The sequence below is a fragment of the Actinacidiphila oryziradicis genome (genome assembly GCF_005047355.1).
GTDB lineage: Bacteria > Actinomycetota > Actinomycetes > Streptomycetales > Streptomycetaceae > Actinacidiphila > Actinacidiphila oryziradicis.
In genome coordinates this window covers 98,754-121,418 of the sequence record NZ_SUMC01000006.1, presented here as the reverse complement: position 1 = coordinate 121,418, position 22,665 = coordinate 98,754, and the positions used below count along the sequence as shown (strand labels likewise).

The 22,665-nt window shown below is 68.2% G+C and carries 16 protein-coding genes; 7 read left to right on the top strand and 9 right to left on the bottom strand.

The window, feature by feature from the left end:
• Nucleotides 1-242: 242 nt before the first annotated feature.
• The 6 genes from FCI23_RS08795 to FCI23_RS08765 form a co-directional block, all read right to left on the bottom strand.
• The gene (locus FCI23_RS08795; protein WP_136722907.1) at nt 243-467 is read right to left on the bottom strand and encodes a hypothetical protein; all 225 of its coding nucleotides are present in this window, start codon (nt 465-467) and stop codon (nt 243-245) included.
• A 69-nt stretch (nt 468-536) separates the two neighbouring features.
• Nucleotides 537-2,504: an NACHT domain-containing protein gene (locus tag FCI23_RS08790; protein WP_169316724.1), complete on the bottom strand. Its 1,968-nt coding sequence runs from the start codon at nt 2,502-2,504 to the stop codon at nt 537-539.
• A gap of 332 nt (nt 2,505-2,836) precedes the next feature.
• Nucleotides 2,837-4,276, bottom strand: a complete 1,440-nt coding sequence (locus FCI23_RS08785) for an MFS transporter (protein WP_136722905.1) — start codon at nt 4,274-4,276, stop codon at nt 2,837-2,839.
• Between the two features lie 120 nt (nt 4,277-4,396).
• A complete protein-coding gene (locus FCI23_RS63020; protein ID WP_322973814.1) occupies nt 4,397-6,490 on the bottom strand; it encodes a 4-hydroxythreonine-4-phosphate dehydrogenase PdxA in 2,094 nt (697 codons plus the stop codon).
• Nucleotides 6,487-6,963, bottom strand: a complete 477-nt coding sequence (locus tag FCI23_RS08770) for an aromatic-ring-hydroxylating dioxygenase subunit beta (protein ID WP_211265252.1) — start codon at nt 6,961-6,963, stop codon at nt 6,487-6,489. The genes FCI23_RS63020 and FCI23_RS08770 overlap by 4 nt, the downstream gene beginning before the upstream one ends.
• Nucleotides 6,960-8,231: an aromatic ring-hydroxylating dioxygenase subunit alpha gene (locus tag FCI23_RS08765; RefSeq protein ID WP_211265251.1), complete on the bottom strand. Its 1,272-nt coding sequence runs from the start codon at nt 8,229-8,231 to the stop codon at nt 6,960-6,962. Before FCI23_RS08765 ends, FCI23_RS08770 begins: the two co-directional genes overlap by 4 nt.
• Nucleotides 8,232-8,381: 150 nt before the next feature.
• On the opposite strand from FCI23_RS08765, the gene FCI23_RS08760 reads away from it, so the two are divergent.
• Together FCI23_RS08760 and FCI23_RS08755 are read left to right on the top strand one after the other, a co-directional pair.
• Nucleotides 8,382-9,116 carry an IclR family transcriptional regulator domain-containing protein gene (locus FCI23_RS08760; RefSeq protein ID WP_136722904.1) on the top strand — a complete coding sequence of 245 codons (735 nt, stop codon included), beginning with the start codon at nt 8,382-8,384 and terminating at the stop codon, nt 9,114-9,116.
• A gap of 597 nt (nt 9,117-9,713) precedes the next feature.
• Nucleotides 9,714-10,481 carry an alpha/beta hydrolase family protein gene (locus FCI23_RS08755; protein ID WP_136722903.1) on the top strand — a complete coding sequence of 256 codons (768 nt, stop codon included), beginning with the start codon at nt 9,714-9,716 and terminating at the stop codon, nt 10,479-10,481.
• On the opposite strand, the gene FCI23_RS08750 is transcribed toward FCI23_RS08755, so the two are convergent.
• Complete coding sequence (locus FCI23_RS08750) at nt 10,465-10,785, bottom strand: transposase domain-containing protein (protein WP_136722902.1); 321 nt, start codon at nt 10,783-10,785, stop codon at nt 10,465-10,467. The genes FCI23_RS08755 and FCI23_RS08750 overlap by 17 nt on opposite strands.
• Before the next feature lie 367 nt (nt 10,786-11,152).
• Here FCI23_RS08750 and FCI23_RS08745 point away from each other — a divergent pair, with 367 nt between their 5' ends.
• The 5 genes from FCI23_RS08745 to FCI23_RS08725 all read left to right on the top strand — a co-directional run bounded on the left by FCI23_RS08745 (nt 11,153) and on the right by FCI23_RS08725 (nt 15,496).
• The gene (locus tag FCI23_RS08745) at nt 11,153-11,857 is read left to right on the top strand and encodes a DUF4142 domain-containing protein (RefSeq protein WP_136722901.1); all 705 of its coding nucleotides are present in this window, start codon (nt 11,153-11,155) and stop codon (nt 11,855-11,857) included.
• 50 nt (nt 11,858-11,907) lie between these two features.
• Nucleotides 11,908-12,507 (top strand): class F sortase, encoded by a 600-nt coding sequence (locus FCI23_RS63630; protein WP_136722900.1) that lies wholly within the window; start codon nt 11,908-11,910, stop codon nt 12,505-12,507.
• Nucleotides 12,508-13,340: 833 nt separating this feature from the next.
• Nucleotides 13,341-14,285 (top strand): hypothetical protein, encoded by a 945-nt coding sequence (locus FCI23_RS08735; protein WP_136722899.1) that lies wholly within the window; start codon nt 13,341-13,343, stop codon nt 14,283-14,285.
• Between the two features lie 135 nt (nt 14,286-14,420).
• Nucleotides 14,421-15,290: a helix-turn-helix domain-containing protein gene (locus tag FCI23_RS08730; protein WP_136723028.1), complete on the top strand. Its 870-nt coding sequence runs from the start codon at nt 14,421-14,423 to the stop codon at nt 15,288-15,290.
• Entirely contained in the window at nt 15,287-15,496 is a 210-nt protein-coding gene (locus tag FCI23_RS08725) for a DUF397 domain-containing protein (protein ID WP_136722898.1), read from the top strand. Before FCI23_RS08730 ends, FCI23_RS08725 begins: the two co-directional genes overlap by 4 nt.
• 71 nt (nt 15,497-15,567) lie before the next feature.
• Here the strand turns inward: FCI23_RS08725 and FCI23_RS08720 are convergent, their stop codons facing one another.
• Nucleotides 15,568-19,704 carry an Eco57I restriction-modification methylase domain-containing protein gene (locus tag FCI23_RS08720; RefSeq protein WP_136722897.1) on the bottom strand — a complete coding sequence of 1,379 codons (4,137 nt, stop codon included), beginning with the start codon at nt 19,702-19,704 and terminating at the stop codon, nt 15,568-15,570.
• Nucleotides 19,704-22,631, bottom strand: a complete 2,928-nt coding sequence (locus FCI23_RS08715; RefSeq protein WP_136722896.1) for a DEAD/DEAH box helicase — start codon at nt 22,629-22,631, stop codon at nt 19,704-19,706. Before FCI23_RS08715 ends, FCI23_RS08720 begins: the two co-directional genes overlap by 1 nt.
• Nucleotides 22,632-22,665 lie beyond the last annotated feature (34 nt).

Below are 22,665 nucleotides of genomic sequence, written 5' to 3'. Positions count from 1 at the left end.
TCGTACCGGTCGTCGGCCGTGACCGGCAGCCGATGGGGCAGCGCGTGACCCCTTGACCGTACACACATCCGTACTACGTGATCGGCGTTGACATGACGTCAGTTTGCTTTACGGGTGGGGGAACCCGCGGTGATATCGATCGACTTAGGGATTGTCGACGGGTCGGAGGGGCGGGCCGCCGGCTCCGACCCGGTGCGCCTGACCGCCTCGGACGCCGTCAGCGAGTTGCTGCGCGCGCCGATTCACGGCGCTGGTGGGGCAGGGTGCCTTACGAGCCATTGCTGGAGTTCTCGGTGGCGGAACTGGTAGCCGGTGCCGGAAAGACGCAGCAGGCGTGCGGTGTACGCCCAGTCGAGGAACGTGCCCAGAGCCAGTGGAAGTTGCTTCTTCGCTCGACTGCAGAGCAGGAACGCCAGATAGCGCCGCCCGGCGTCGGTCCCGACGGTAAGGGCGAGCGTAGGCCCCAAGGTTATGAGACCGCCAGGCCCCAACACGCACGCCCCCAGCCCAATGACGGCGCCCGCGGTGAGATCGGATCAGATGATCTTTGTAGGCCTGTCGGCTGCAGCGGGCGCGTCAGTGAGAGCTGCAGCCAGCCCGCCAAGCACCGAGATCGGTACGGCAATCAAGATGGCGGGCAGCAGAATGACCAATACCTCGATGATTGCTCCGTAAAAGAATCCAAAGAAGAGGGAAGTGAATACATGCCCAGTGCGCGAGCTGTTCGGATCATTCGGAATGAGAAACGCGTCGGGGCGCAAGGGTTTAGGGAGCCAGACCGGCAGTTCGATTATCCCCAGGCCGCTCACCAGGACTGCTGTCATCGCGTACGCGGCCGCGAACCATGCGAAGGTCACGGCGAAAAACCGATAGGGCATATCAACGAGGCGGTCAAACCATTTGCCCTGTTCCTCACGAAACACCCTGATTGCCGCGCGCATGCCAGCCGGTGTACGCAGGCTGCGCCAGCGCAGCCGCCGGGGCATCCGTACATTCCTGCGCCCCGCCCATGCACCAGCGGTTAAGGCGAAGACGAACACGAAAATCTCTGCGGTGAAGGGCTGGGGAGCGATGACGAACGTCAGGGGGGCAGAGAGCAAGAGAACAGTCAGGGTGGTGAGGATGGCGTCGGTTGCGCGCACGGCACGTCTTCCCGCCAGTGGCCACAGCCGGTGAAGGGCCAGGTCTGTCCCTCCGGAACTGTCAGTGGCGCCCGGGGAGGTGGTGTGGGTGAGGTGGTGAAGCCAAGCGTGGACCTGGTCGGGAGTGTAGTCGCGGGGGTTGGGGGTGAGTGCGGTTACGGATGGGATGAGGCGGGCGAGGAGGTGATCGTCGAGCTCAACCGGGCTGGGGTGGCTGAGGAGATCGGTGGGGTCGCCCTCGTGGCGGTAGACCGTGGCAGCAAGAGAGAGGCGCCACGGGGTCGACAAGGTGTGTGCCAGAAGACTGGTCGGGCGGTCGCGCAGGTGCTGGAGCAGGGGCTGCCAGCGGGCGATGCCGATGCCGCGGCGTTCGAGGTACGTGACTGCGTCCCCCGGCGTGACATGTGCGATGCGGATGCGGGCCGCGGTGCGCAAACGGTCGACGTCGGGCAGAGCGTCGTAGTGGGCGCCACGGCAGGTCAGGACCAGTGGCCCGGGTGCCAGAAGATCTTGGCCGTCCTGGTAGGCGTTCAGCAGATCCAGCGCCGCCCGGGCGCGGGGAGCGTCGGGGTCGGGTACCGGGTTGCCGTCGATGTCGAGCACAAGGTGACCGTCCTGGGTGAGGGTGGGATCCATTTCGTCCAGACCATCCAGAACGGGGAGGATCAGACCGTGCCGGACCAGCAGTTCGGCTCGTTTCGGAGGCTGGTCCAGGTTATGGACGAGATGCTGGACGAGGAAGTCCCGCAAGCTCGGCGCCGCTTGAAGATCCCACCCGGCCATTGACAGGCGCACCGGCACGGGATCGGTCTCAGACCGATGACTGCTCAGCTCGATGAGCAGAAATAGGGCCAGGACCGATTTGCCGCCGCCGGGGGAGCCGGTCACAACCAGGCGGGCGGGCCGAGTGCCGCGGTAGAACGACGCGATACCCGGCACGGCGGCCGTCACAACTTCATCCACCAGACGCCCCTCGCTGGCGGGCGCTGCGGCTGCCGCCAAGTCGTTGGCCACTTCGAGGGTGTAGCGGAGGTTGATGCGCTCATGGACCCCGCCGACCATACGCTGCAGTTGTCCACCCTCGGCCTGCGCAATGTCCCGGGCCAGATTGGCGGCCGCGGCCCGGGCGGCACCCGTGTCGTCCTCAGTCTGCATCGACGCCGTCAGGTCCTGCCTCAGTCCGGGCACCGCGATAGCCACGCTGACCAGTGCGATCGGCAGGCCGAGCAGCGTCACCGCATCGACGGCCGACACCCCTGCCCGCAGTTGCGCCCCCACCCACCAGGCCGCCGCCGCGACCGCCACCACACTCAATGCGACAAACCATCGGATGAACCGGCGCTCCCGGCGTCCCCCACTCATGCCGGGATCATCCCGCACCGACCTGACCCTTGTGCCCCGAACGCCTCGCAAATTACACATCACGTTCCCGTGCCCGCCGGCACCCTTTGCGGCGGATGGCACGCCCTGAGTCAGTGCGCACTGCGCCGCCGTCCTCGGCGACCCGGCCTGGTCCAAGATGGCCGACTTCTACGCCCGGTACCCGGAGTGGCTGAGGGAACACCTGGCCCAGCCATGACCAGCGGCCCGTTCAAACGGCCCGGGAGGCCGGGGGCTGGCGCCGGGCCCCGCGTCGCCGGAGCGCAGGCGCGGGTGGTCGTCCACCCACGCCGCGCGCACCGGACGACGAGGTGTCAGACCGCGGAGGTCGGTCCGACTGCAGGGCTGCTGTCCTGGGCGAGTGGCGGAGTTGCCTGGTCCGCTGTGCCGTCCGGCTGGGACGACCGGTCCGCCCGCCTGCCGTAGCGGAGCCCTAGCAGAAGGACCGTCAGGGCCGCCGCGAGCATCGGCACGGACATCGCGTAGAACACCACGCTGGGCGACCACTTCATGGCGAGCGCGGCGCCGACCACGATCGGCCCGATGATTCCGCCCACGCGCCCGACTCCCAGGGCCCACCCGACGCCGGTGGACCGTATCGGTGCCGGGTAGAAGACCGCGGCGAGGGCAATCAGGCTCTTCTGGCCTCCGCTGATGCAGCAGCCGGCCAGGAAGTCGGCCGTCAGCAGGACCCACAGCGGGGCGTGGAAGGCGGCGCCGGTCAGGGCCACGAAGACGAAGCCCACCAAGTACAGCACGCCCAGCGTCGCGTAGGCGCCCAGCCGGTCCATGGAGGGGCCGGTGACGAACGCGGCGGCGATGCCGCCCACCGTGGTCAGGGTAGTCGCGGTCACGACGACGCTCATGGGGTAGCCGAGGTTCGTCATGATGGATGGAAGCCAGCTCTGGAGGGCGTAGAACTCCGCCAGGTTGATCATGAAGACCAGCCAGAGTAGTACGGTGCCCGGGAGCAACTTCCGCGTGAAAAGGCTGCTGAGGGCGGTGCGCATGCCGCTCTCGTTCTCCGCGACGCCGAAGACCGGCGGGATCTGGTCGGTCAGCGCCGCGGGCAGTGCGGGGTCCATCCGGCGGAAGATTGCGTAGATGCGGTGCGGATCCATGTTCCGCTGGATCATGAAGACAGGGGATTCGGGCAGGCCGCGGACCAGGAAGGGGATCAGCAGTACGGGCGCGGCGGCACCGGCCCAGAACATCGAGCGCCAGCCGTGGCCGGGGATTAGCCACCCGGCGGCCAGGCCGGCGGCGATGAATCCTACGGAGAAGCCGCAGTAAATGACGAGCACGAAGGTGGCGCGCAGCCGTCTGGGGCTGAACTCGCCGGTCAGGGCCACGGCGCTGGGCGCCGCGGCGCCCAGTCCCATGCCGGTGACGAAGCGCAGGGTGACGAGCTCCGTGAGGTTTCCGGCCCAGACCGCAGCCAGGGTGGCGGCACCGAAGACAGCGGTGGCGGCGATGATGACGCGCTTGTGCCCGAACCTGTCCGACAGCGGTGACAGGGCGAGATAGCCGACCATGAGACCCACCAGGCCGGCCGAGAAGATCTGGCCGAGCACCGTCTGGGACAGGCCCCACTCCTTGGCGATGTGCGGGGCCATGTAGCTGATCGCCTGGGTGTCGAAGCCGTCGATGAACATGACGAAACCGCAGAGCGCGACGATCCCGTACTGATAGGCGGTCACGCGTCGCTGATCGATGAACTCCGGTAGATGCAGCCGCAAGGGTGGCTGAGACATGGTTGCCTCGATTCGGTGGGGGCCGTCCGCTCTGGCGGGACGGTCACGGATGCACGGACAGGGGGTACCAACGGCGCCGCTGGAAGTGCGGCTCGCGGCGTCGTTCGGCAGGGGCAGCGCTCAGGCCGCTGGTACGGAATCGCCGGAGGGCACGAATGCGTCGCTGTGGAAGCTGTCGGGACCGAGTCCGCCCAGCGTGATGAAGTCGTCCTGCGCCGCGCCTGTCATCAGTGGGCTGCCGCAGGCGTAGACCTCGTGGCCGCTGAGATCGGGGTGATCCTCCAGCACGGCGTGGTGGACCCACCCGGTGCGGCCCCTCCAGGACGGGCCGGGCTGCGACAGCACTGGAGTGAAGGTGAACCAGGAGGCGCGCGCCGCCCAGCCCGCGGCGAGGTCGCTCAGGTAGAGGTCTTCCTCGCGGCGGCCGCCCCAGTACAGATGCATGGGCCGGTCGGCACGACGCTTGATCTGGTCCTCGACGATCGACTTGACCGGGGCGAAGCCGGTACCGGTGGCCACCAGCACGGCGGGCCGGTCGGAGTCGGTGTCGAGCGAGAACTGGCCGTAGGGCAGTTCCACCGTCAGTGAGTCGCCCTTGTCCAGCCCGGACAGCACGCCGTCGGAGAACCGGCCTCCGGGGACGACGCGGATGTGCAGCTGCACGCTGTCGTTCTGATGCGGCGGATTGGCCATGGAGTAGTTGCGGCTGTCGCCGTCCGGCAGGAACAGCTTGAGGTACTGACCGGCGGTGAATTGGGCGCGCTGCCCGGTGGGCAGCCGCAACTGCAGTGCCACTACGTCCGCGACCGGCCGGGTGATGCGATGGACCTTGGCCGTCACCTTCTTCCGGGCGGGCTGCCCGCGCTTGGCGATGCGCTGGGGCGCGATGCCGAGATCGGAGCAGGGGCGCGTCTGGCACAGCAGCACCCCTTCGGCCGGACCCTCGGCCGGGGCCCGGCCGCGCACCTCTGCGCGGCCGGAGGACAGGCCTGCCTCGCAGGTCGAGCAGACGCCCTTGCGACAGGAGTACGGGAGCGCGTATCCGGCCCGTTCTGCGGCGTCCAGCACCGTCTCGCCCGGTTCGCAGGGGAAGGTGATGCCGGTGTCGTCGACGTTGACCTGGTACGTCATGAGGGTGCCCCCGCAAGATCGCCCCGTCGCGGGGAGCGGCCGGTTGCCGAGCCGATCAGGCGTACGGCCCGGATCACCGCCGCCGGGTCGGCGACGCCGTGGGGTCGCCGCCGGGTCGGCGACCCCACGGCCGGCGATGTCGAACGCCGTGCCGTGGCCGACGCTGGAGAAGGCCAGGTCCGCTCCGACGGACAGCGCCGAGGCGTTCCGGCCGGCGAGCAGTTTCATCGGGATGTGGCCCTGGTCGTGGTACATCGCCACGAAGGCGTCGTACTGCCCGCGGCCGTCGGGGTTACCGAGCAGCAGATCGGCGCCGGCCGGGCCCCGGGCGTCGATGCCCGCCTCGCGCAGACGTGTCACGGCTGGCCCGGTGATCCGCTGGTCGTCGTCCCCGAACAGTCCGTCCTCACCGGCGTGCGGGTTGATCCCGAAGACCCCGATGCGGGGGGAGGTGACTCCGAGCGAGGCGAGGAAGCCGGCGGCAGCGAGGCCGGCGGATTCCACCAGATCCGGCGACAGTCGGGAGAGGGCGTCTCCGAGCCGCTCGTGCAGGGTCGCGTGGACGATCCGCAGGCCCCCGTCCACCAGCATCAGGAACACCCGGTCTGGGTCCGTGCCGCTGAGCTCGGCCAGCAGCGCGGGGTAGCCGCGGAAGGAGATGCCCGCGCGGTTGATGGCCGTCTCCGAATGCGGGCAGCCGACGATGCCCCGGCCTCGGCCCTCGCTCAGCGCGCGGACCGCCGCGCGGAGATAGTCGACTGTCGCGGCGCCCGCCGCGGGGTGCACCTCACCGGGTCGGAACGCCTCGTAGGGCAGGGACGGTACAGGCAGTAGGTCCAGCACGCCGGGCGCGGGCCCGTCGGTGCCGTCGGTCTCGCGCACCCGCAGGCCGTCCCGGCCCGCGTAGTGCCGGACAACCATGGGGTCGCCGACCAGCACGGGGTTCAGAGCGGGCGTGCCTCGCAGGGCCTCCACCGCCTTTACTGCCAGTTCTGGGCCTACCCCGTTGGGGTCGCCGATGGCCAGCAGGACCCGGGGGTCCTCTGGTGCGGCCGGAGCGGGGGGCGTGTGCGCGGCCGTCATAGCGGCAGCGCCAGCAGGGTGTCGATGGCAGAGCTGTCGCAGACCACGATCCGCTCGGCCAGGCTCGCCCGCCCGTTGTCGAAGCGGTACCGGTCGATGTAACGGCCGGTGGCGAAGATGCCGGTCGTGCCGTCGCGCATCACCCGTACGACGATGAAGCCGGTCTCGCTGCGGGCACCGTCGCCGAACTCCTCCAGGATCGCGGGCTGGCCGAGGATGTGCCGGTAGGTGTGCGCCTCGTAGATGTTGGCCTCACGCAGGGCGGAGATCCGGTCGGCGAGCATACGCCGGTTATCGGCCCAGACCACTCCCGCCTCCAATCCCTGGCGGTGGTTGTCGGCGGTGGTGATCCGGTAGTGGCAGTCCTCCTCGAAGAACGCGGGCCAGTCCTCCAGTGGGCCTTCGTCGATGCACCGGGCGTATTCGGCCTGGGCGCGGCTGAGGAGCCCGAAGACGTCCGTGGTCACGGTCACTGGTTCTTCTCCTGTCGCAGGTTCATGCCTTCGCGGTACGCCTTCCAGAAGCCCCGGACCGAGGCCTCGGTCACGCGGCTGTCGCTGGACTCGGCGGAGGCGCCGCCCATCTCCAGCACGGCCTGCTGGTCGCTCGCGCCCGCGATGCCGCGCTGGACGAAGCCGCCGACGCAGCCGTCCTCCATCGAGATGTAGCCGGCGGGTCCGACCAGGTTGCCTTGCTTGAGCCGCACCGTGCGCTGCTCTGGGGTGTCCTCCTCGAAGCCGAGGTACGTCCAGTTCAGCCGGGTGGACGTCACTCCGCGGGGCAGGATCTGACGGACAGCCACCGAGTTCTGGATCTGCTGGAGGACGAAGCCGGGGAAGACCGAGAGGATCTGCAGGGTGATGTCGTCGCCGACCTCGCTGAACCCGTTCAGGAGCGAGGGGTCGGCCAGCGTGTACTCGCTGTCGGAGCGGATGTTCTGCTGGGAGTAGGCTGCGTCGTGCTCTATCTCGGGGTCGATGGCCGAGTAGCTCACGTGGTGGGCGCCGCTCTCGCTGACGATGATGCCGCCGCGCTGGCCGAGCCGGTTGATCCCGAACGTGGTGAAGAACAGATGCAGGATGCTCGCGTGGTAGGAGTCCTTGACGTTCTCCATGTAGAGCTTCCAGTTGTTCGGAAGCAGCTGCGTGAAGCGGCCGAGGACGACCGGGGTGCGCCCGCCGAGGACCCGCTCGATCCGGCTGAGGATCTCGTCGCCGAGGTAGTCTTCGATGTCCGGCACGTCCTCGTCGAAGCTGCCGAATACCAGGCCGCTCACGACGGCGAGCCGCAGCTTGCGCGGCCCGTGGTCCTCCAGGCAGAAGTGCTTCGACATGCCGCCGCGGCCGTTGATGCCGTCCTTGAAGGCGACCCCGGTGAGATCGCCCTGAAGGTTGTAGCTCCAGGCGTGGTAGACGCAGGTGAAGTCCTTGGCGTTGCCCCCGTCGTCGAGCGCGAGGAGCGCGCCCCGGTGGGCGCACCGGTTCTCGAAAGCGTAGAGCTCGCCGTCCTGGTCGCGGGAGACGATGACGGGGGTGTCGCCGAGGAAGCTGGTGCGGTAGTCACCGGGGGCGGGGACCTCGGCCTCCAGGCAGAGGTAGCTCCAATAGGGTCCACGGAACAGCTTTTCCTGCTCGGCGCGGTAGATGTCCTGGCGCTGGAAGACCCAGTACGGCACGCGGGTGAGTTCCGCGGGCCACTCCGGGCGGTCCCGGTCGTCCGTTTGGGACACGGTGTTCGGCAACGCTCCTCCTTCTCTTCGCGGGGGCTTGACAAACCCTCACGGTGTTCGTATAACGAACACATGGCCAATATACGAACAGAAAAGCTCAGTCTGCAGAGCGATGTCAAGACTCCCGAGTCGCGCAATCTGCGCCCGCGTGCTCCGGAGGGCATGGCGGGGCTGGCCAAGGGGCTGGCTGTGATCGAGACGTTCGGGCAGTCGTATTCGCAGCTCACGGTCTCGGAGGCGGCCCGTGCCACGGGTCTGAGCCGGGCCACGGCGCGACGCTGCCTGCTCACGCTGACCGAACTCGGCTTTCTGGCGCACGACGGTAAGCACTTCCGGCCGACCCCCCGGATGGTGCGGCTTGGCGGCTCGTACGCACGGACCGATCCGCTGCCGCGACTCGCCCAGCCCATTCTGCTGTCGGCCCGTCAACAGCTTGGGGAGTCCGTATCGTTGGCGGTGTTCGAGGATGGCGCGGCGGTGTTCGTGGCTCGGGCGGAGACCGAGCGAATCGTGTCGGCGGGGGTGCGTGTCGGCATCCGGCTGCCCGCGTGCAGCTCGGCCACGGGTCGGGTACTGCTGGCGGCGCTGCCCGACGAGGAGCTGGACGCGTACCTGGCGGGCTGCCGGCCCGAGGCCCGTACGGAGAAGTCGCTCGTCGATATCGAGGAGATCAGCCGGCGCATCGTGGAGGCACGCACGCAGGAGGTTGCGTTCACGGACGAAGAGCTGGAACTTGGCATGCGGTCGATGGCCACACCGGTGAAGGACTCACGGGGTGCCACCCGGGCCGCGCTCAGCGTCAGTGCGTTCACCGCCCGCATCGGTCTGGAGGACATGCGCGAGCGGTTCCTGCCCGTGCTCAAGGAACACGCGGACAGGATCGGCCGCATGCTGTGAGGCCCGGGCGGGCGCGCAGGCCCGCCCGCCCGGGCACGGTGGCCGACCGGTCACGCGGTCGCGTGCCTGGCGGGCTCAAATATAGGATCCGGCCTCTGATCTGCCAATGCCGGTGACTTGAGGCGTTTCCGCAGGTAGGGGCCGGTGTTTGGTGACTCTGAACGTGTAGTGGACGTTACTGGGAGTGCGCGGCTGGTCTCGCCTCTTGATCGCGAACTTGTTCTTCGGTGGCTTCTTGACGCGTTCGCAGCGTCGGTCCCGGCGGCTGGGGAGAAGATCGTCGAGGAGTTCGGTCGCGACCTCTTCCAGCGTCCAGCGGAGTCGGGTGGATACACGCCCTAGATTATTTCGGCTCCTTAGGTTCAAGAGCTGGACCGTTAGGGCCTGACTGGAGTTGTGATCACGTGGCGGAAAAAAGGGGTGGGCGGGATCGCGGTCGGGCTGGTAGCTTTCAGTCGACCGCGACACCGTCCGAGGAGGTGAGACCCATGAACGCTGTATCCATGTGGGTGCTCTCCCTCTCGTCACGGTCAGGCGATTGACGCAGGTGTCGCCGGGAGCGCCTCGATAACAAGGCACTCCCGAAAGGCACCACCTATGCACTCTCTGCAGTACACCGCCGAGTCGTCATCGAACGGCATGCTCGAACGCGACTTCACCGTGGGCGACGTCCCCGGCGTCCTGTGGTCGCCGGCCTCCAATACGGCCGATCGCGCGCCCCTGATCCTGATGGCCCACGGCGGCGGCAACCACAAGAAGCACCCGGCGATGTCCGGCCGCGCCCAGCGCGTCGTGACCGGCTGCGGCTTCCACGTCGCCGTCATCGACGCGCCCGGTCACGGCGACCGGCCGCGCACGGCGCACGACGAGGCGGAAATCGCCGAGCTGTTCCGGGCGAGGGCGGCGGGCGAACCGGAAGGCCCGATCGTCGTGCGCTACAACGACCACCTGGCGGAGCTCGCCGTGCCCGAGTATCAGGCGACCCTGGACGCCCTCCAGGAACTCCCGGAGATCGGCACCGACGGGCTAGTTGGCTTCTGGGGCATCAACATGGGCACGGCGATCGGCGTGCCGCTTGTGGCGATCGAACCCAGGATCACCGCCGCGGTCTTCGGTCAGCACTGGCCCGATGTCCTGGCCGACAAGGCGAAGCAGATCACCATCCCGATCGAGTTCGACATGCAGTGGGACGACGAGCACATCTCGCGCGAGGAGGGTCTCGCGCTGTTCGACGCCTTCGCCTCGAAGGAGAAGTCGTTGCACGTGAACTCGGGCAAGCACAAGGAGCTGCCCCGGTTCGAGGTCGACAGCGCGGTCCGGTTCTTCGACCGGCACCTCGGCGGAGCAGTCACCGCGTCGGCCTGACCTGAGCGGTTGCGGCGCCCGGCTGGCAAGCCGGGCGCCGCAACCGCGGGTTCGGGTTGAGGCTGCGCATTGGCAAGTGCTCCACCAACTCCCGCAGCACCAGCCCGTATCCGTACCCGGTGAACAGCCACATCGTCAAAATGAAGTACACCGTCAGCCGGGACGGCAGCGACCGGGTCCGCTCCTCCCGCGCCCCCGCCTCGTCGACCACGAAGTCGACCAACTCCGGGGGAAAGGTCCGCGACAGCAGCCCCATCCGGATCCGCTCCGGGTACGTCTCACCAGCTATGTGATCCTTCGGCACAAGATCGAGATCATAGACAATCTCGGACTAGCCGAGCGACGTTGGGCCAAGGCGTACGACTGGAGAGGATCTGGACGAGCAATGTGCTCTGCCGAAGACTCGTCGAGGTCAACCGGAGTAACCCGCTTGGGGGTATCAATGTGCGGCATCCTGGGGCTTGGAATAAGAATGGGTCAGGGCTCATTTGGAGCTCGTTCCAACGGCTTTCTCGTTGTGTCGCAGCCAGCGGCAACGGTTCCCAGAACCCGTCTCTTCGGGTGTCTGAGTCTAGGCGAGTTCATGCCGCTTAGCGGACCTGCCGAACGGAAAACCCGGGGTCTGCCAGCGAGGCAGAGACGCGAGACAACGTCACTGAAAGGAAAAAGGAATGGGACGCCCTACACGCTTCGCTTCCGTCGCGATGACTGTTCTGGCAGTCGCAGGAGGAGCTGCCGGCCCCGCAGTTGCCGCTGAAACCGACGTCAGTAAAGGCGACACCACGTTCGCCCAAACCATGAACATGGTGAATCTGACGGAAATAGTCGCGGGCGAGTACGCTCAGAGCAGTGCTACCACCGAATGCATCAAGCAGGTCGGTGCGGTGCTCGTCCACGATCACAGACAGCTCGAAGCGGAGGTCAGGCCCGTCGCGTATGCTGCGCGTATCCCGCTGGCCAAGGCAGACAAGGTTGAGGCGACGGCGCAGAAGGCGATGGCCTCCCTGGCCAAGGCACACACCGCGGCGTACGACAAGGCGTGGCTGAACATGATGTTCGCCGGCCACAAGCAGGCATTGAGCCTGATCGACAAGGAGATCAAGCAGGGGATCAACACCCAAGCCAAGCAGTATGCGCAGATCGCCCGGCCGGTAATCTACAAGCACTTGCGGATGGTCTACGGGGGGAAGTGCCATGGCCAGGTAGGGACGAACAAAATCCCCGCAGGTGAGTCCGGGAAGGCGGCCGAGGCCGCGAGCGGCGGTTCGGTTCCGGCCACCGGGATGGCTCTCTCAGCCGGAGGAGCCGTACTTGCCTCAGCGGGAACCGCTGCGGGAATCGTACTCCTGAGACGGCGCCGGGCATACTCCAGGTGAGCAGAGGCAGACTCCGGTGGCGGCCGCGGCTCGCCATAGTCATCCTCGTTATGACTACGGGACTTGCAACGGCCAGCACTGGAATTTCCATGATGCTGACCCGACATCCCGGAGTTGTCACGGACGCTGGCACGCTGCCTGCACGCTATCCGACATCGAAGCGGTCCCACGCGGACGGATTTTCCATCCCGGTAGCCATTTCGGTCCGCGGCTACCTACGGGCGCCCGTGGACCCGATGGACGCGGACGGCAACGGTACGCTGCGGGTTCCGGAACCAGCTTCCCACGTAGGGTGGTGGGTGCTTGGCGCGCGTCCAGGAGCACCAACCGGAACAGTCCTGCTCACCGGGCATGTGGATTCCTGGACCAGCGGGTTGGGAGTCTTCGCCCAGTTGAGCCGGATCCCGCTGGGATCAGTAGTGGACATCGAGGACTCGAATGGCCGCGACCATTCCTATGTGATCAGGGCCCGCCGCACCTACGAAAAACAGAAACTTCCCCATGACTTGTTCACCGATTCGGGAGTTCCCCGCCTTGCACTAGTCACCTGCACAGGCCCATACGACCGTACCCGCCAAACATATACTAGAAATCTTGTTCTCTATGCAGAACCGCAGACAGGGCCGGGGTCAATGGCCAAGACTTATTGAACTGAAACTGATGGGTTTCCTACTGGATCGTGTAACGGACGCGGCCGGCGGCGAAGTAGCCGCAGAGGATGTGGGATTGGCTCTGTCTGCGCCGCAAGAACCGTCGCGTTTCGTGAGCGAGGTCGTCGACCGAGGTGGCGCGGGCCGGGTGGACGTGGGGAACCGCACCTGGGGGAAAGGACCGGGCCGGCCGCCGTTGGCGGCACGGGTGTAGGCGGCGTCGTTCGCCTTGCTGCCGGGCACGTCGAACAAGGAGCCGTCCATCGAGACCAGCCGCAGGCCGCGCCAGAACGCCCCCGGCGTGGCCGCGGTCCCGCTCGCTCCGGCGACCCGTCCTGGTCCAAGATGGCCGACTTCTACGCCCGGTACCCGGAGTGGCTGAGGGACACCTGGCCCAGCCATGACCAGCGGCCCGTCCGAACAGCCGAAGAGGCCGGGACCGGCGCCGGGCCGAGAGGTGTTGCCCGTGGTCCGTCACCCGGAAGTGTGGCAACCCAGCACTGCTGCTAAGCCCGATGCGCGGCCTGCATCCTGGCTGACCCGCGTATGACGTAACCGGTACCGCGCGCCCCAGGCGCCGGTAAGTCGGGACGGGTGGTGGATGACCAGGGACCGGCGCTCCGGGCGACACCTACCAAGGACTGTGAAGTAAGGACTAAAACCTCACCCCACCTGGCCTCTCCCCAAAGAGTCACCCATATGGGGGACTTGGGCGCGCGCGGGTGGAAGGTGGGGGTATCGTCGCGGCAAACAACCTCACACAGACGAACGGCCCCGGCAGGGACGCCAATCCCGACCGAGGCCTGACCACCCAGGAAGAGTTGACCTTCCCAATGGCTGAGCCGCAGTCTAACGCGCCCTCGCGCGCATCCGCCGAGCCTGTGACGGCCGGTGTCGTCCACGTACGACGCCGTCTCACGGCGAACTTCACCATCCTGTCCAACCGCCTCGCGCAGCGTCCCGGAAGCGCCGTGACCGTCGGCGTCGGGGCGTACCTGATGTCCGTGCCGGACGGCGTACCCGTCAGCATCGAGGCGCTGCGGACGCACTTCAGCGAAGGCGAGACCCGGCTGGCCCGGGCCCTGAACGAACTGGAGGCGGAGGGCTTCCTGGAACGGGTGCCGGTGCGCGTGGCCAACGGGCAGGTCCGTACCCGTACGTACGTCTACGACGACCCCTCCCCCGCCGCACAGGCAACCGACCGCGCCCGGCCCACCCCGCAGAGCGCACCCCGACCCGACGCCTCGCCCCCACCGGAGCCGGAGCCCCGACCGCAGCCCGAGCCGCAGCCGAAGCCCGAGCCGGAGCTGAAGCCGCAGCCCACACCCGCGCCCTCATCGGAGCCCGCGCCCCGGCCCGCCCCAAGGCCAGCACCGGCAGCGGCACCACCCGCAACCGGCCTACCGCCCGCACCCGAGGCCGTCGCCGTGCTCGCCGCGCTCCGGCTCCGGGATCCGCGACTGCTGCTCTCCGAGCGGGATATCGACCGGCTCGCGCCCGCCGTGGACGACTGGCTGCAGCGCGGGATCGGCCCCCACCAGATCGTGGAGACGGTCAGCGCCAACCTCCCCGGGCCGATCCTACGAAGGCCTGCCGGAATGATCGCGTACCGGCTGGAACACCTCAAACCGGTGAACGCGACACCGCTACGCTCCCCTCAGGCCCAGCACCCCAACGTCGCCCCCATGCAGAACTGCGACGCCTGCGACCGCGGCTACCGATCCGAACACCCGGGGCTGTGCCGAGACTGCGCCACGGCCTCCTCCGCCGCCGCCTGACCGCTCCACAAGGGGCATCACTCTGTGTGCGCGCATGACCTTATGCTGTGATGGACGGGACGCCGAGGACGCGGCGGGCCGTGGGTGAGCGAGCTGAACGGGGCGGTGGGTGTATTGGCAGGCGGTACGGGGTCGTTGTCCTCCTCCGGGGCTGGTGAGCGGCCCGAGCCGGCACCGGACGAGGAGGACGGCGGACCGGAACTCTTCCGGGCGCTGGGGCGGCAGGTGCGCGTCCTCCGGGAGCGGGCCGGGCTGACCCAGCGGGAGTTGGGCGACCGGCTGGGGTACGGGGAAGACCTGGTGTCCTCGCTGGAGCGGGGACGGCGAACCCCGCAACCGGAGTTCCTGGACGCGGCCGATGACCTCTTGGGCGCGGGTGGGGTGTTGCGGGCGGCCACGGAGGAGGTCGCCCGTGCGAAGGCCCGGGCGCGGGTCCGGCATCCGGCGTGGTTCCGCGACTACGCGCGGCTGGAGCGCGAGGCGGAAGAGATCAGCTTCTTTGGCACCCTCACCATTCCCGGCCTCCTCCAGACCGAGGAGTATGCACGCGTCACCTTCTCTGTACGGCAACCCTTGTTACCGGAGGAGACCGTCGAGCAGCGCGTCGCCGCAAGGCTCGGACGACAGGACATACTGACTCGCTGGCCCACTCCCATGGTGACCGCGGTGATCGACGAGTCGGTTCTCCGCCGTGAAATCGGGGGCCGAAGTGTCCAGCGGGGGCAGTTGAAGCACCTTCTGGAGGTCGGACGACTGCGGAGCACGACAGTCCAGGTGCTTCCTCTGGATTGCCATGAATACGCTGGCGTAGATGGCCCGTTCATCCTCCTCACTCCGAAGAGCAAGCCCCAGGTCGGCTACTTGGAGGTGCAAGGCGTTGGCCATCTGGTCACCGACCCAGTGGAGGTCCGTATGCTGGCCGCGCGCTACGGAAGCATTCGAGGCCAGGCTCTCAGTCCCCGGGAGTCCTTGGCCTTGATCGAGAAGCTGGTAGGAGAGCGATGAGCATCAAGACACCCGCGTCAGCCGAGTCGACTGGCCTCGTCTGGATCAAGAGCAGTTACAGCGGAGGCGAAGGGGGCGAGTGCGTAGAGGTGGCCCACTCTCCAGCCGCCGTCCACGTGCGCGACTCCAAGAACGTGCGGCGTCCCCACCTCGCCGTCGGGCGGGACGGCTGGGCACGGTTCGTGCGGTACGCGGCCGGGTCCTGAGCCCTCGGACTACCCCGCTCAGCAGGGCCCGTACTCGCGAAGCCGAGCAGGGACCTTCCCCGGTGGGGCGGTCAGTGAGGGGCGGGGTGGCGAGGGCCTTGGCCGGGCGGCAGGGTGAGGAAACTGGTGAAGTTCTCGCCATCGACGAGCGGGGTGTCGACGGAGACTCCGGCGGCGGCCATGCGGTCGTACTCGGTGAGGACCAGGGCCTTGGTGCGGTAGTGGCCGTATTTGGCGATCTCGTTGTTTTTGAGCCCGCCGCCCGAGTCGGACTGGAAGGTCTCCAGTATGTAGTCGGCATCCTCGCGTGAGATCCCGTAGAGGTGGAGGAAGTAGGCATCGAGCTCAGCACGGGTCTGGGCACGGCGGGCCTCGTCCCACTGGAAGGCAGTTCCGGTGTCGCCGAGGTCGCTGGCGAGGGGGGTCATGTCGTGTGCGGTGTAGACAAGTTCGAGGACGCGGGGGATGAGGAAGGGGGTGTGGGGCTCCAGCATCGCCGGGGTCGGGACAGGGAGCTGCTTCCAGATGAAAAGCTTCATATGAGCGTCGCTGACCTTCTGACGACTCACGAAGTCGAACACCAATGAACTCTGGGCGGCGATGAGGGCCGCGGTGAGGACGGGGGAGACGCGCGGCAGCATCAAGGGGTATGTGTGCCCGACTGCGGCGCGCGGGAGGAAGGCGGGGATGGCCGTGCGCTCATCGGTTGTGCGACACACGTCCCGCCAGCCGCAGAGCCAGTCCCGGTCCCAGTGCACGTCCTCCAGGCGCATCGTGACGCCTGGGATCTCGGCCGCCCTTTTCGTCCTGACCGTCGGGATAGCCCCCTCATTGGCGATCCAGTAGCGAGGGTCGGCCGCCGCTGAGGGGTCCTGCTTCTCCGCGAGGCTCAGACGGCGGCGGTCCTCGTTGCCCGTGCCGTGGTACGAGTTCCAGCGATGGTCGAAGTGGTGGGCCATCTTGCCCTCATACAGCGGCAGCATCCGCTCCCCGCCCCTCATGAACACGTTCCCGTGGAGCTCCCAACCCTCGGCCTCCAGCACCTCCCGCTTACGGAAGAGATCAGAGTCGTCGGTCATGTTGAAGAGGTTTTTGAAGCTGATGCCCCAGGGGTTGCCCTGCTTCTCGGTCTCGTTCCACAGGACCGGGATGCGGCGGTAGATCGCGGCGGTGAGGTCGGCGTCGCGGCGGGTGCGGAAGATGGGGAGGGTGCCGGTGTTGGGGTTGATGAGCGCGATCTCGCCGGGACTGAGCGCGAAGACTCGGTCGACGTCGTCGAGGTTGATGGTGTCCTCAAGGAAAAACGCGAACCTCGCGGCGTGTTCACGCAGATTCCGGCCGGTCAGAGAGAGCAGACAGAACTTGTAGCTGGAGTGCACCCCGACGAAGAGCGGCTTGCGGTTCTCAAAGTCGTACAGAGAGGAGATGACGCCGCGCCGGGTGAAGTCGCTGAAGAGGTGCTGAGCACCCGCTCCGGTCGCGATGGCGGTCGGAATGATGCACCCAAAGCGGCCCTGGGGTGCCACGACAGAAGCGAACCGCTCGGCGAAGAGCTGGTCAGTCTGGAGCGAATTGACGCCCTTGACCGTGAGGCCCTTCCCACACAGCGGGTATGCGCCAGAACTGCCCGCGAAAAGGAACGTGGACTTCACCTTGCGGCGCTCAGCCCGGTAGCGCTTGCCCGCCTCCGGGTTCTCCTCGGCCCACTCGACGATGCGGGTGCGCCGCGCCGTCCCGGAGATCTCGGCAATCGACGGTTCGACGACGCTGAAGTACTTCTTGTCCTCGAAGTCGACCTTGTCCCACGGCGGGTTGCCGACAACGCAGGAGAAGCCGCCCGCCCAGCCGGTAGCCGGATCCACGCCTGAGTCGGAGCTGTCCTCGGGCACGGTGAAAACCTCGGGGAACCGCAGGTGCCAGTGGAAGAAGTGGTACTCCTCTTCGCTCAGCCGCACGATCTCCTCGTGGACCGCCTTCGTGGCGGCTGCGGCGTCCGGGTCCTGGAGGGCGTGGAACAGCTCGTGGGTGATGGCTGGCGGGGCGTCCTTCGACTTGTGCCACATGAACGCCGCGCACCAAGCGTCGGCCACGTGCAGAGCGTGGAGGTAGGCGGCGGAGGTCTCCCAGTCGCGGTAGGCGGAGGCCTGGAGGCGGACGTCGCCGAGAGTGTCTGAGGGGGCCGCTGTGATGCGGCGCAGGCCCGACGCGAAGGCGATGTTCGCCACCTTCGTCTCCGCCACCAGGTCGAAAAGGCCGCCCTGGCCCTTGCGCTCCTCGTTGTTCTGTTTCTCCAGGAAGGCGGCGTACTTTGGGTCGTCGCCCTCGACTGCCTTGAACGCCTTGTTCGGGATGCCGTCGCGCAGCAGCACCGGCGTCGCCCCGATCAGGCCGTTGCCGAGTTTGATGTGCGCGTCGAGGAAGCCGAGCGGCTTGCCCGGCTCCAGGGCCTCCAGCCACAGGGAGACCTTGGCCAGCTCGACGGCCATCGGGTTGAGGTCGACACCGTAAACGCAGCGCGCGATAACCTCGTGCAGGGCGTGCCGGACTGCGCCGGAGGTGGGCTCCGGGTTGCTCTCCCGTACGGCCGCGACCCGTTTGGCGATCCGGCGGGCGGCGGCCACGAGGAAGTGCCCGGACCCGCATGCCGGGTCGCAGACGGTCAGGGACAGCAGCTCACCGACGATCCCCTCGGTGCTGTCGGGTTGGCCGGCCGCCGACGCCTTCTGCTCTCCGCGTTTCTGGGCGTCGTCGATGACCGGGTCGAGGGTGGAGTCGAGCAGGGTCTCGATGAGCGAGCTGGGCGTGTAGTACGAGCCGGTCTTCTTACGGTCGTTGCCGAGGCGGTTGACCAGCTCGAAGGTGCTTTCGGTGGCGCTGTGCTTGGGGACCAGCTCCAGCAACGACTCGTAGATGGAGCCGAGTTCTTCGGAACCCATGTTGCGGTAGTCGACCGGGCGCCAGCGGGCCGAGTTCTCATCGCGGATGCGGGAGAGATGGCGCACGGCCTCCAGCAGATACGCGTTGGAGAGGGATAGACCGCGCAGCGGAGCGTCCGTGTCGGTGTCATCGAAAAGACCACCGAGGCCCGGCAGACCCAGTTCCGGGCGTCCGCTCTCGTCGCCGAGGGCGTCAAGGACGATCCGCAGGGCCTGGTACAGGTCGGCATGCCCGGTGCCGCGACGGCGGCCTGCCTGGCGGCGCAGCCGGTCGGAGGAGAAGTAGGCCGCGTAACGTCGACGGGCGTCCTCCGTCGCCGTGAACGGGTGGAGAGCGTCCCGGTCCTCGGCGACGAAGAGGAAGATCAGGCGGTAGGCGAGGCGCAGCAGAGCGGTATGGAAGGCGTGGACGTCCAGGTCTTTGCGCAGGGCCGCGTTGGCCCGGTGCTTGAGGAACCCGGTGCCGAGGGTGGTGATGGCCTGCTGGACGCCGTCGCGGTGGTGGTCCAGGGCCCGTGTCCCCGAGGCGATGGCCTCCGTGCGCCACTTCTCCAGCCAGCACGCCGACTGCGTCGCGCCCTCCGCGACCTCGAAGCGCGAGACATGCAGCAGCCGGTAGAGCAGCACGAACTCGCTGAACAGCTCGCCGTCGAATATGGCCTCAAGGTCGAACTCGACGTACGAGGCGGTGGCGAGGGCGCTGGAGTCGCGCAGCAGCCGGAGCTGGCGGCCGTTGGTGAGGGCGCCCCACACGTGGGCCTCGGTGCGGTTGAGGCACTCCTGGACCATCGACTGGGGCGGGACGGTGCCCGCGCCGCCGGGGCGCTTGTCCAGGTCGGCGTTCCACGCGGTCATGTGGATGAGCGTGTGCTGCCAGCGGTGGCTGACCGGGAACGTCTTGCCGGCGTCGCCGTCGGCGGGGATGCCGGCCGGGCCCACGGAGGTGAGACGGCCGAAGCCCAGTTCGGCGAAGAGCGGCTCCAGCCACTGGGCGACGGCGAGGCCGGTGGGGTCGGCGGCGGGCGCCCCTGTCTCTTTGTCCTCGGGGAGGCGGACGCGCAGTTCGCGCCAGACCGCCTTGAGGTAGTCCCAGCGGCGTTCGGCGTCGTCCCGCACCGAGCGGGAGCCGATGACGCCGTAGTCGGCGGGCTTGGAGCCCGGGACGTCCTTGCCCTCCTTGCTCTCCGATATTCGGACGAGCATGTCGGCGGGTATGAGGCCGCCGATGGTGTGGACGGCGGAGAAGACCTGATTGCGTGCGGTGGCGGACATCAGACGGCGGTCTCTCCGGTGGTGGCGGGCAGGTAGACATAGGCGCCGAGGATGTCGGCGGGCCTCTGCGCACGCACGCGCAGGCCTCGGACGATCTCGTCTACGGACTTGCGGACGCGGCGGTGGGAGTCGTCGAGTTCGGCGGCGAGCTGGTCGCCGTGTGCTTCCAGGTGGCCGCTTATGTCAGCGAGTTGGCCGAGTATGCGGGTCATGGTGCGTTCGCCGAAGTGCGGGTCGGTGTTGCCGGAGGCCTGGGCCGCGAGCAGAGCGGCCGCCTGCTCCTGGGGCAGCCAGACGGCGTTCTTCGGGGAGCCCTGGAAGGCCAGGAGTCGGACGTCCTCGGCGACGAGCTGCTTTTCGCCGGTGCGGGAGGGCAGCGTGAGGTGGAAGCGGTAGCGGACCAGAAGGAGGGTGGTCCGGGACTGGACGGCGTCGGTTGTGATGACGCCGCAGCGGCGGGCCGGGCGGTTGCCTTGGGCCTGGGCGTCGAGGGCCGCGTTGAGGATATGGGTGGCAAGTGCGCCGACGACCGGGTCGGTGCGGACGAGGGCTGCCTCGCCGCGCGCCACCGCGGGGTCGGTGCGGAACGGGACCGGTTTGCCGGTCTCGACGGCGTCGCTGCCGACGACCGGGGCGAGGGCGTCGCGCAGGCCGGCCGGGGTGCCGCTCACCTCGGCGGTGAAGTCCCCGTCAAGGCCACCGCCGTCCCGCAGGACCGCGCCGAGGGCGTTCAGGGAGTCTCGTACGAAGGTGCGGACCTCGCCCGCGCTACCCAGGGTGTCGCGGATGGCCGCGACCTCGCGGGCGACCTCCTGCGGGTGGATGGAGCGCTGGGCGAACCGGGAGCGGGAGGCCTTCTCGCGCTCGGCGGCGGAGTTCCAGTCGCTCTCCAGCTCGGCGGCCCTGGTGTCCAGGACCTCGTCGACCGCGAAGAGGCCGTCCGGCTCTGTCCCCCCCTTGCCCCGCATCAGCAGCCACTCGACGATGGCGTCCGTCACGCCGGTGGACATCTCGTCGGGCACGGAGACGGAGATGCCGAGGTCCTTGCGGATCTGGCGGTGCTTCTTGATGAGGACTTCGAGGACCTTGCCGTCTATGCCGTTGTCTGCGCCGTACAGCGTGATGACGCGGACCTCGTCCCTCTTCTGGCCGTAGCGGTCGACGCGGCCCTCGCGCTGGTCGTGGCGGGTCGGGTTCCAGGCGAGGTCGTAGTGGACGACGGCGTCGAAGAGGTGCTGGAGGTTGACGCCCTCGGAGAGGCAGTCGGTGGCGATCAGCACCCGTCGGGCAGCCTTGTGGTCACCGGCCTCCTCGGCGAGCTGCTCGATGCGCTCGATGCGCTGCTGCGGGGAGAGCGTGCCCGTGACGGCAGCGATCTTCGTCCTGGCACCGAGCTTGCCCTGCAGCTGATCGGCCACGTACTCCGCGGTCGGGATGTAGCGGCAGAAGACGATCGGGCTGTAGCCGTCGGCGAGCAGCGCCTTCAGGTGCCTGGTGAGGTCCTTGAGCTTGAGGTCCTCCCCCGGGCCCTCAAGTGCTGTGGCGCGCTGGGCGAGTGCGGCCAGGCGGGAGCCAGCGCCGTCCGTCTCCGCGCCGGGGGCGACGTCCATGCCTTCCAGCACGTCACTGTCGGCGGAGTCGCTGTTGAGCGGCGCACCGAGCTTGTCGGCCTCCGCCGCGTTCGCGGCCACTGCCGCGGCCGAGCGGGTGGTCAGCGTCTGCGCGGCGGCGCGGGGCGAGGAGACCAGCGAGCGCAGCAGGGCGATCGCGGACCACCAGGCGATACGGGCCTCACGCTTGCCCTGCGAACCGGCGGCCTCGACGCGCTCGCTGGCGTAGCCGATGGCGTCGTCCAGCAGCGCGCGGTAGGCCGGGGACAGCTTGTATGTCTCGTCCTTGAAGAAGCGGTCCGAGGGGAACGCGGTCTTCTCGGCGAGGCTGTCGTCGGCCAGGCCGTCCTTCTTGGTGAGGTACTGGCGGATGTCGGCCCGCTTGCGCTGCACGAAGTGCTGGGCGAGGAGTACGCGGCCCGCCTCGCTGTCCAGGTCAACCTTGGCCAGCTCGGGCCTGACCAGGCCGAGCAGGTTGCGGAAGGCCGACTCCTTGCCGCTGTGCGGGGTCGCGGTCACCAGCAGCAGATGCCGCTCGGGATCTTCGGCGACGCGGCGCAGCAGCTCGTAGCGGAGCTGGTTCTGCGAGGTTTTCGAGGACACGGTGGCGTCCTCGACGGCCACGCAGGTGTGGGCCTCGTCGACGATGACCAGGCCTGGGCAGTGTCGTACGAAGTCGTCGCGGTGGCGGGGGGACTTGATGAAGTCCGTGGAGACGACGACGTTGGGGTGCTTGTCGAAGAGCGACTGGCCGAGGTCCAGGCGGCGCTCAAGGCGGGAGACGGTGGAGGCGAGGACGAGCTCCGCGTCGATGCCGAACTTGGTACGCAGTTCCCCCTGCCACTGTTCGGCCAGCGCGGGCGAGCAGAGCACGGCGAGGCCCTTCGTCTCGCCCTGGGCGAGGAGTTCGCTCGCGATCAGGCCCGCCTCGATGGTCTTGCCGATGCCGACGTCGTCGGAGATCAGCATGCGGACGGTCTTCTGGCGCAGGGCCATGAGGAGGGGGACGAGCTGGTACGCGCGCGGCTCGACGGCGATTCCGGCGAGGGAGCGGAAGGGGCCCGCGCCGGAGCGGAAGCCGATGCGCAGGGCCGAGCGGAGCAGGCCTGCGGCGCGCTGGTCGCCGAGGTCGGTGGGTGAGGGGGCGGCGAACTCGGCGCCCTTGACGTCCTCGAAGGCGGGGAAGACGGCGGCGATGTCGTCGTCGGAGCCGCCGAGGGGACGCAGCACGAGCATGTCGGGGGTGCTGTCGGGCAGCACGACCCATTCACGGTCGCGGGCGGACACCAGGGAACCGGCGGAGTAGGTGAGTGTCATCGGGGTCCTCGTCGGGTTGTTCGTCGGTTCCGTC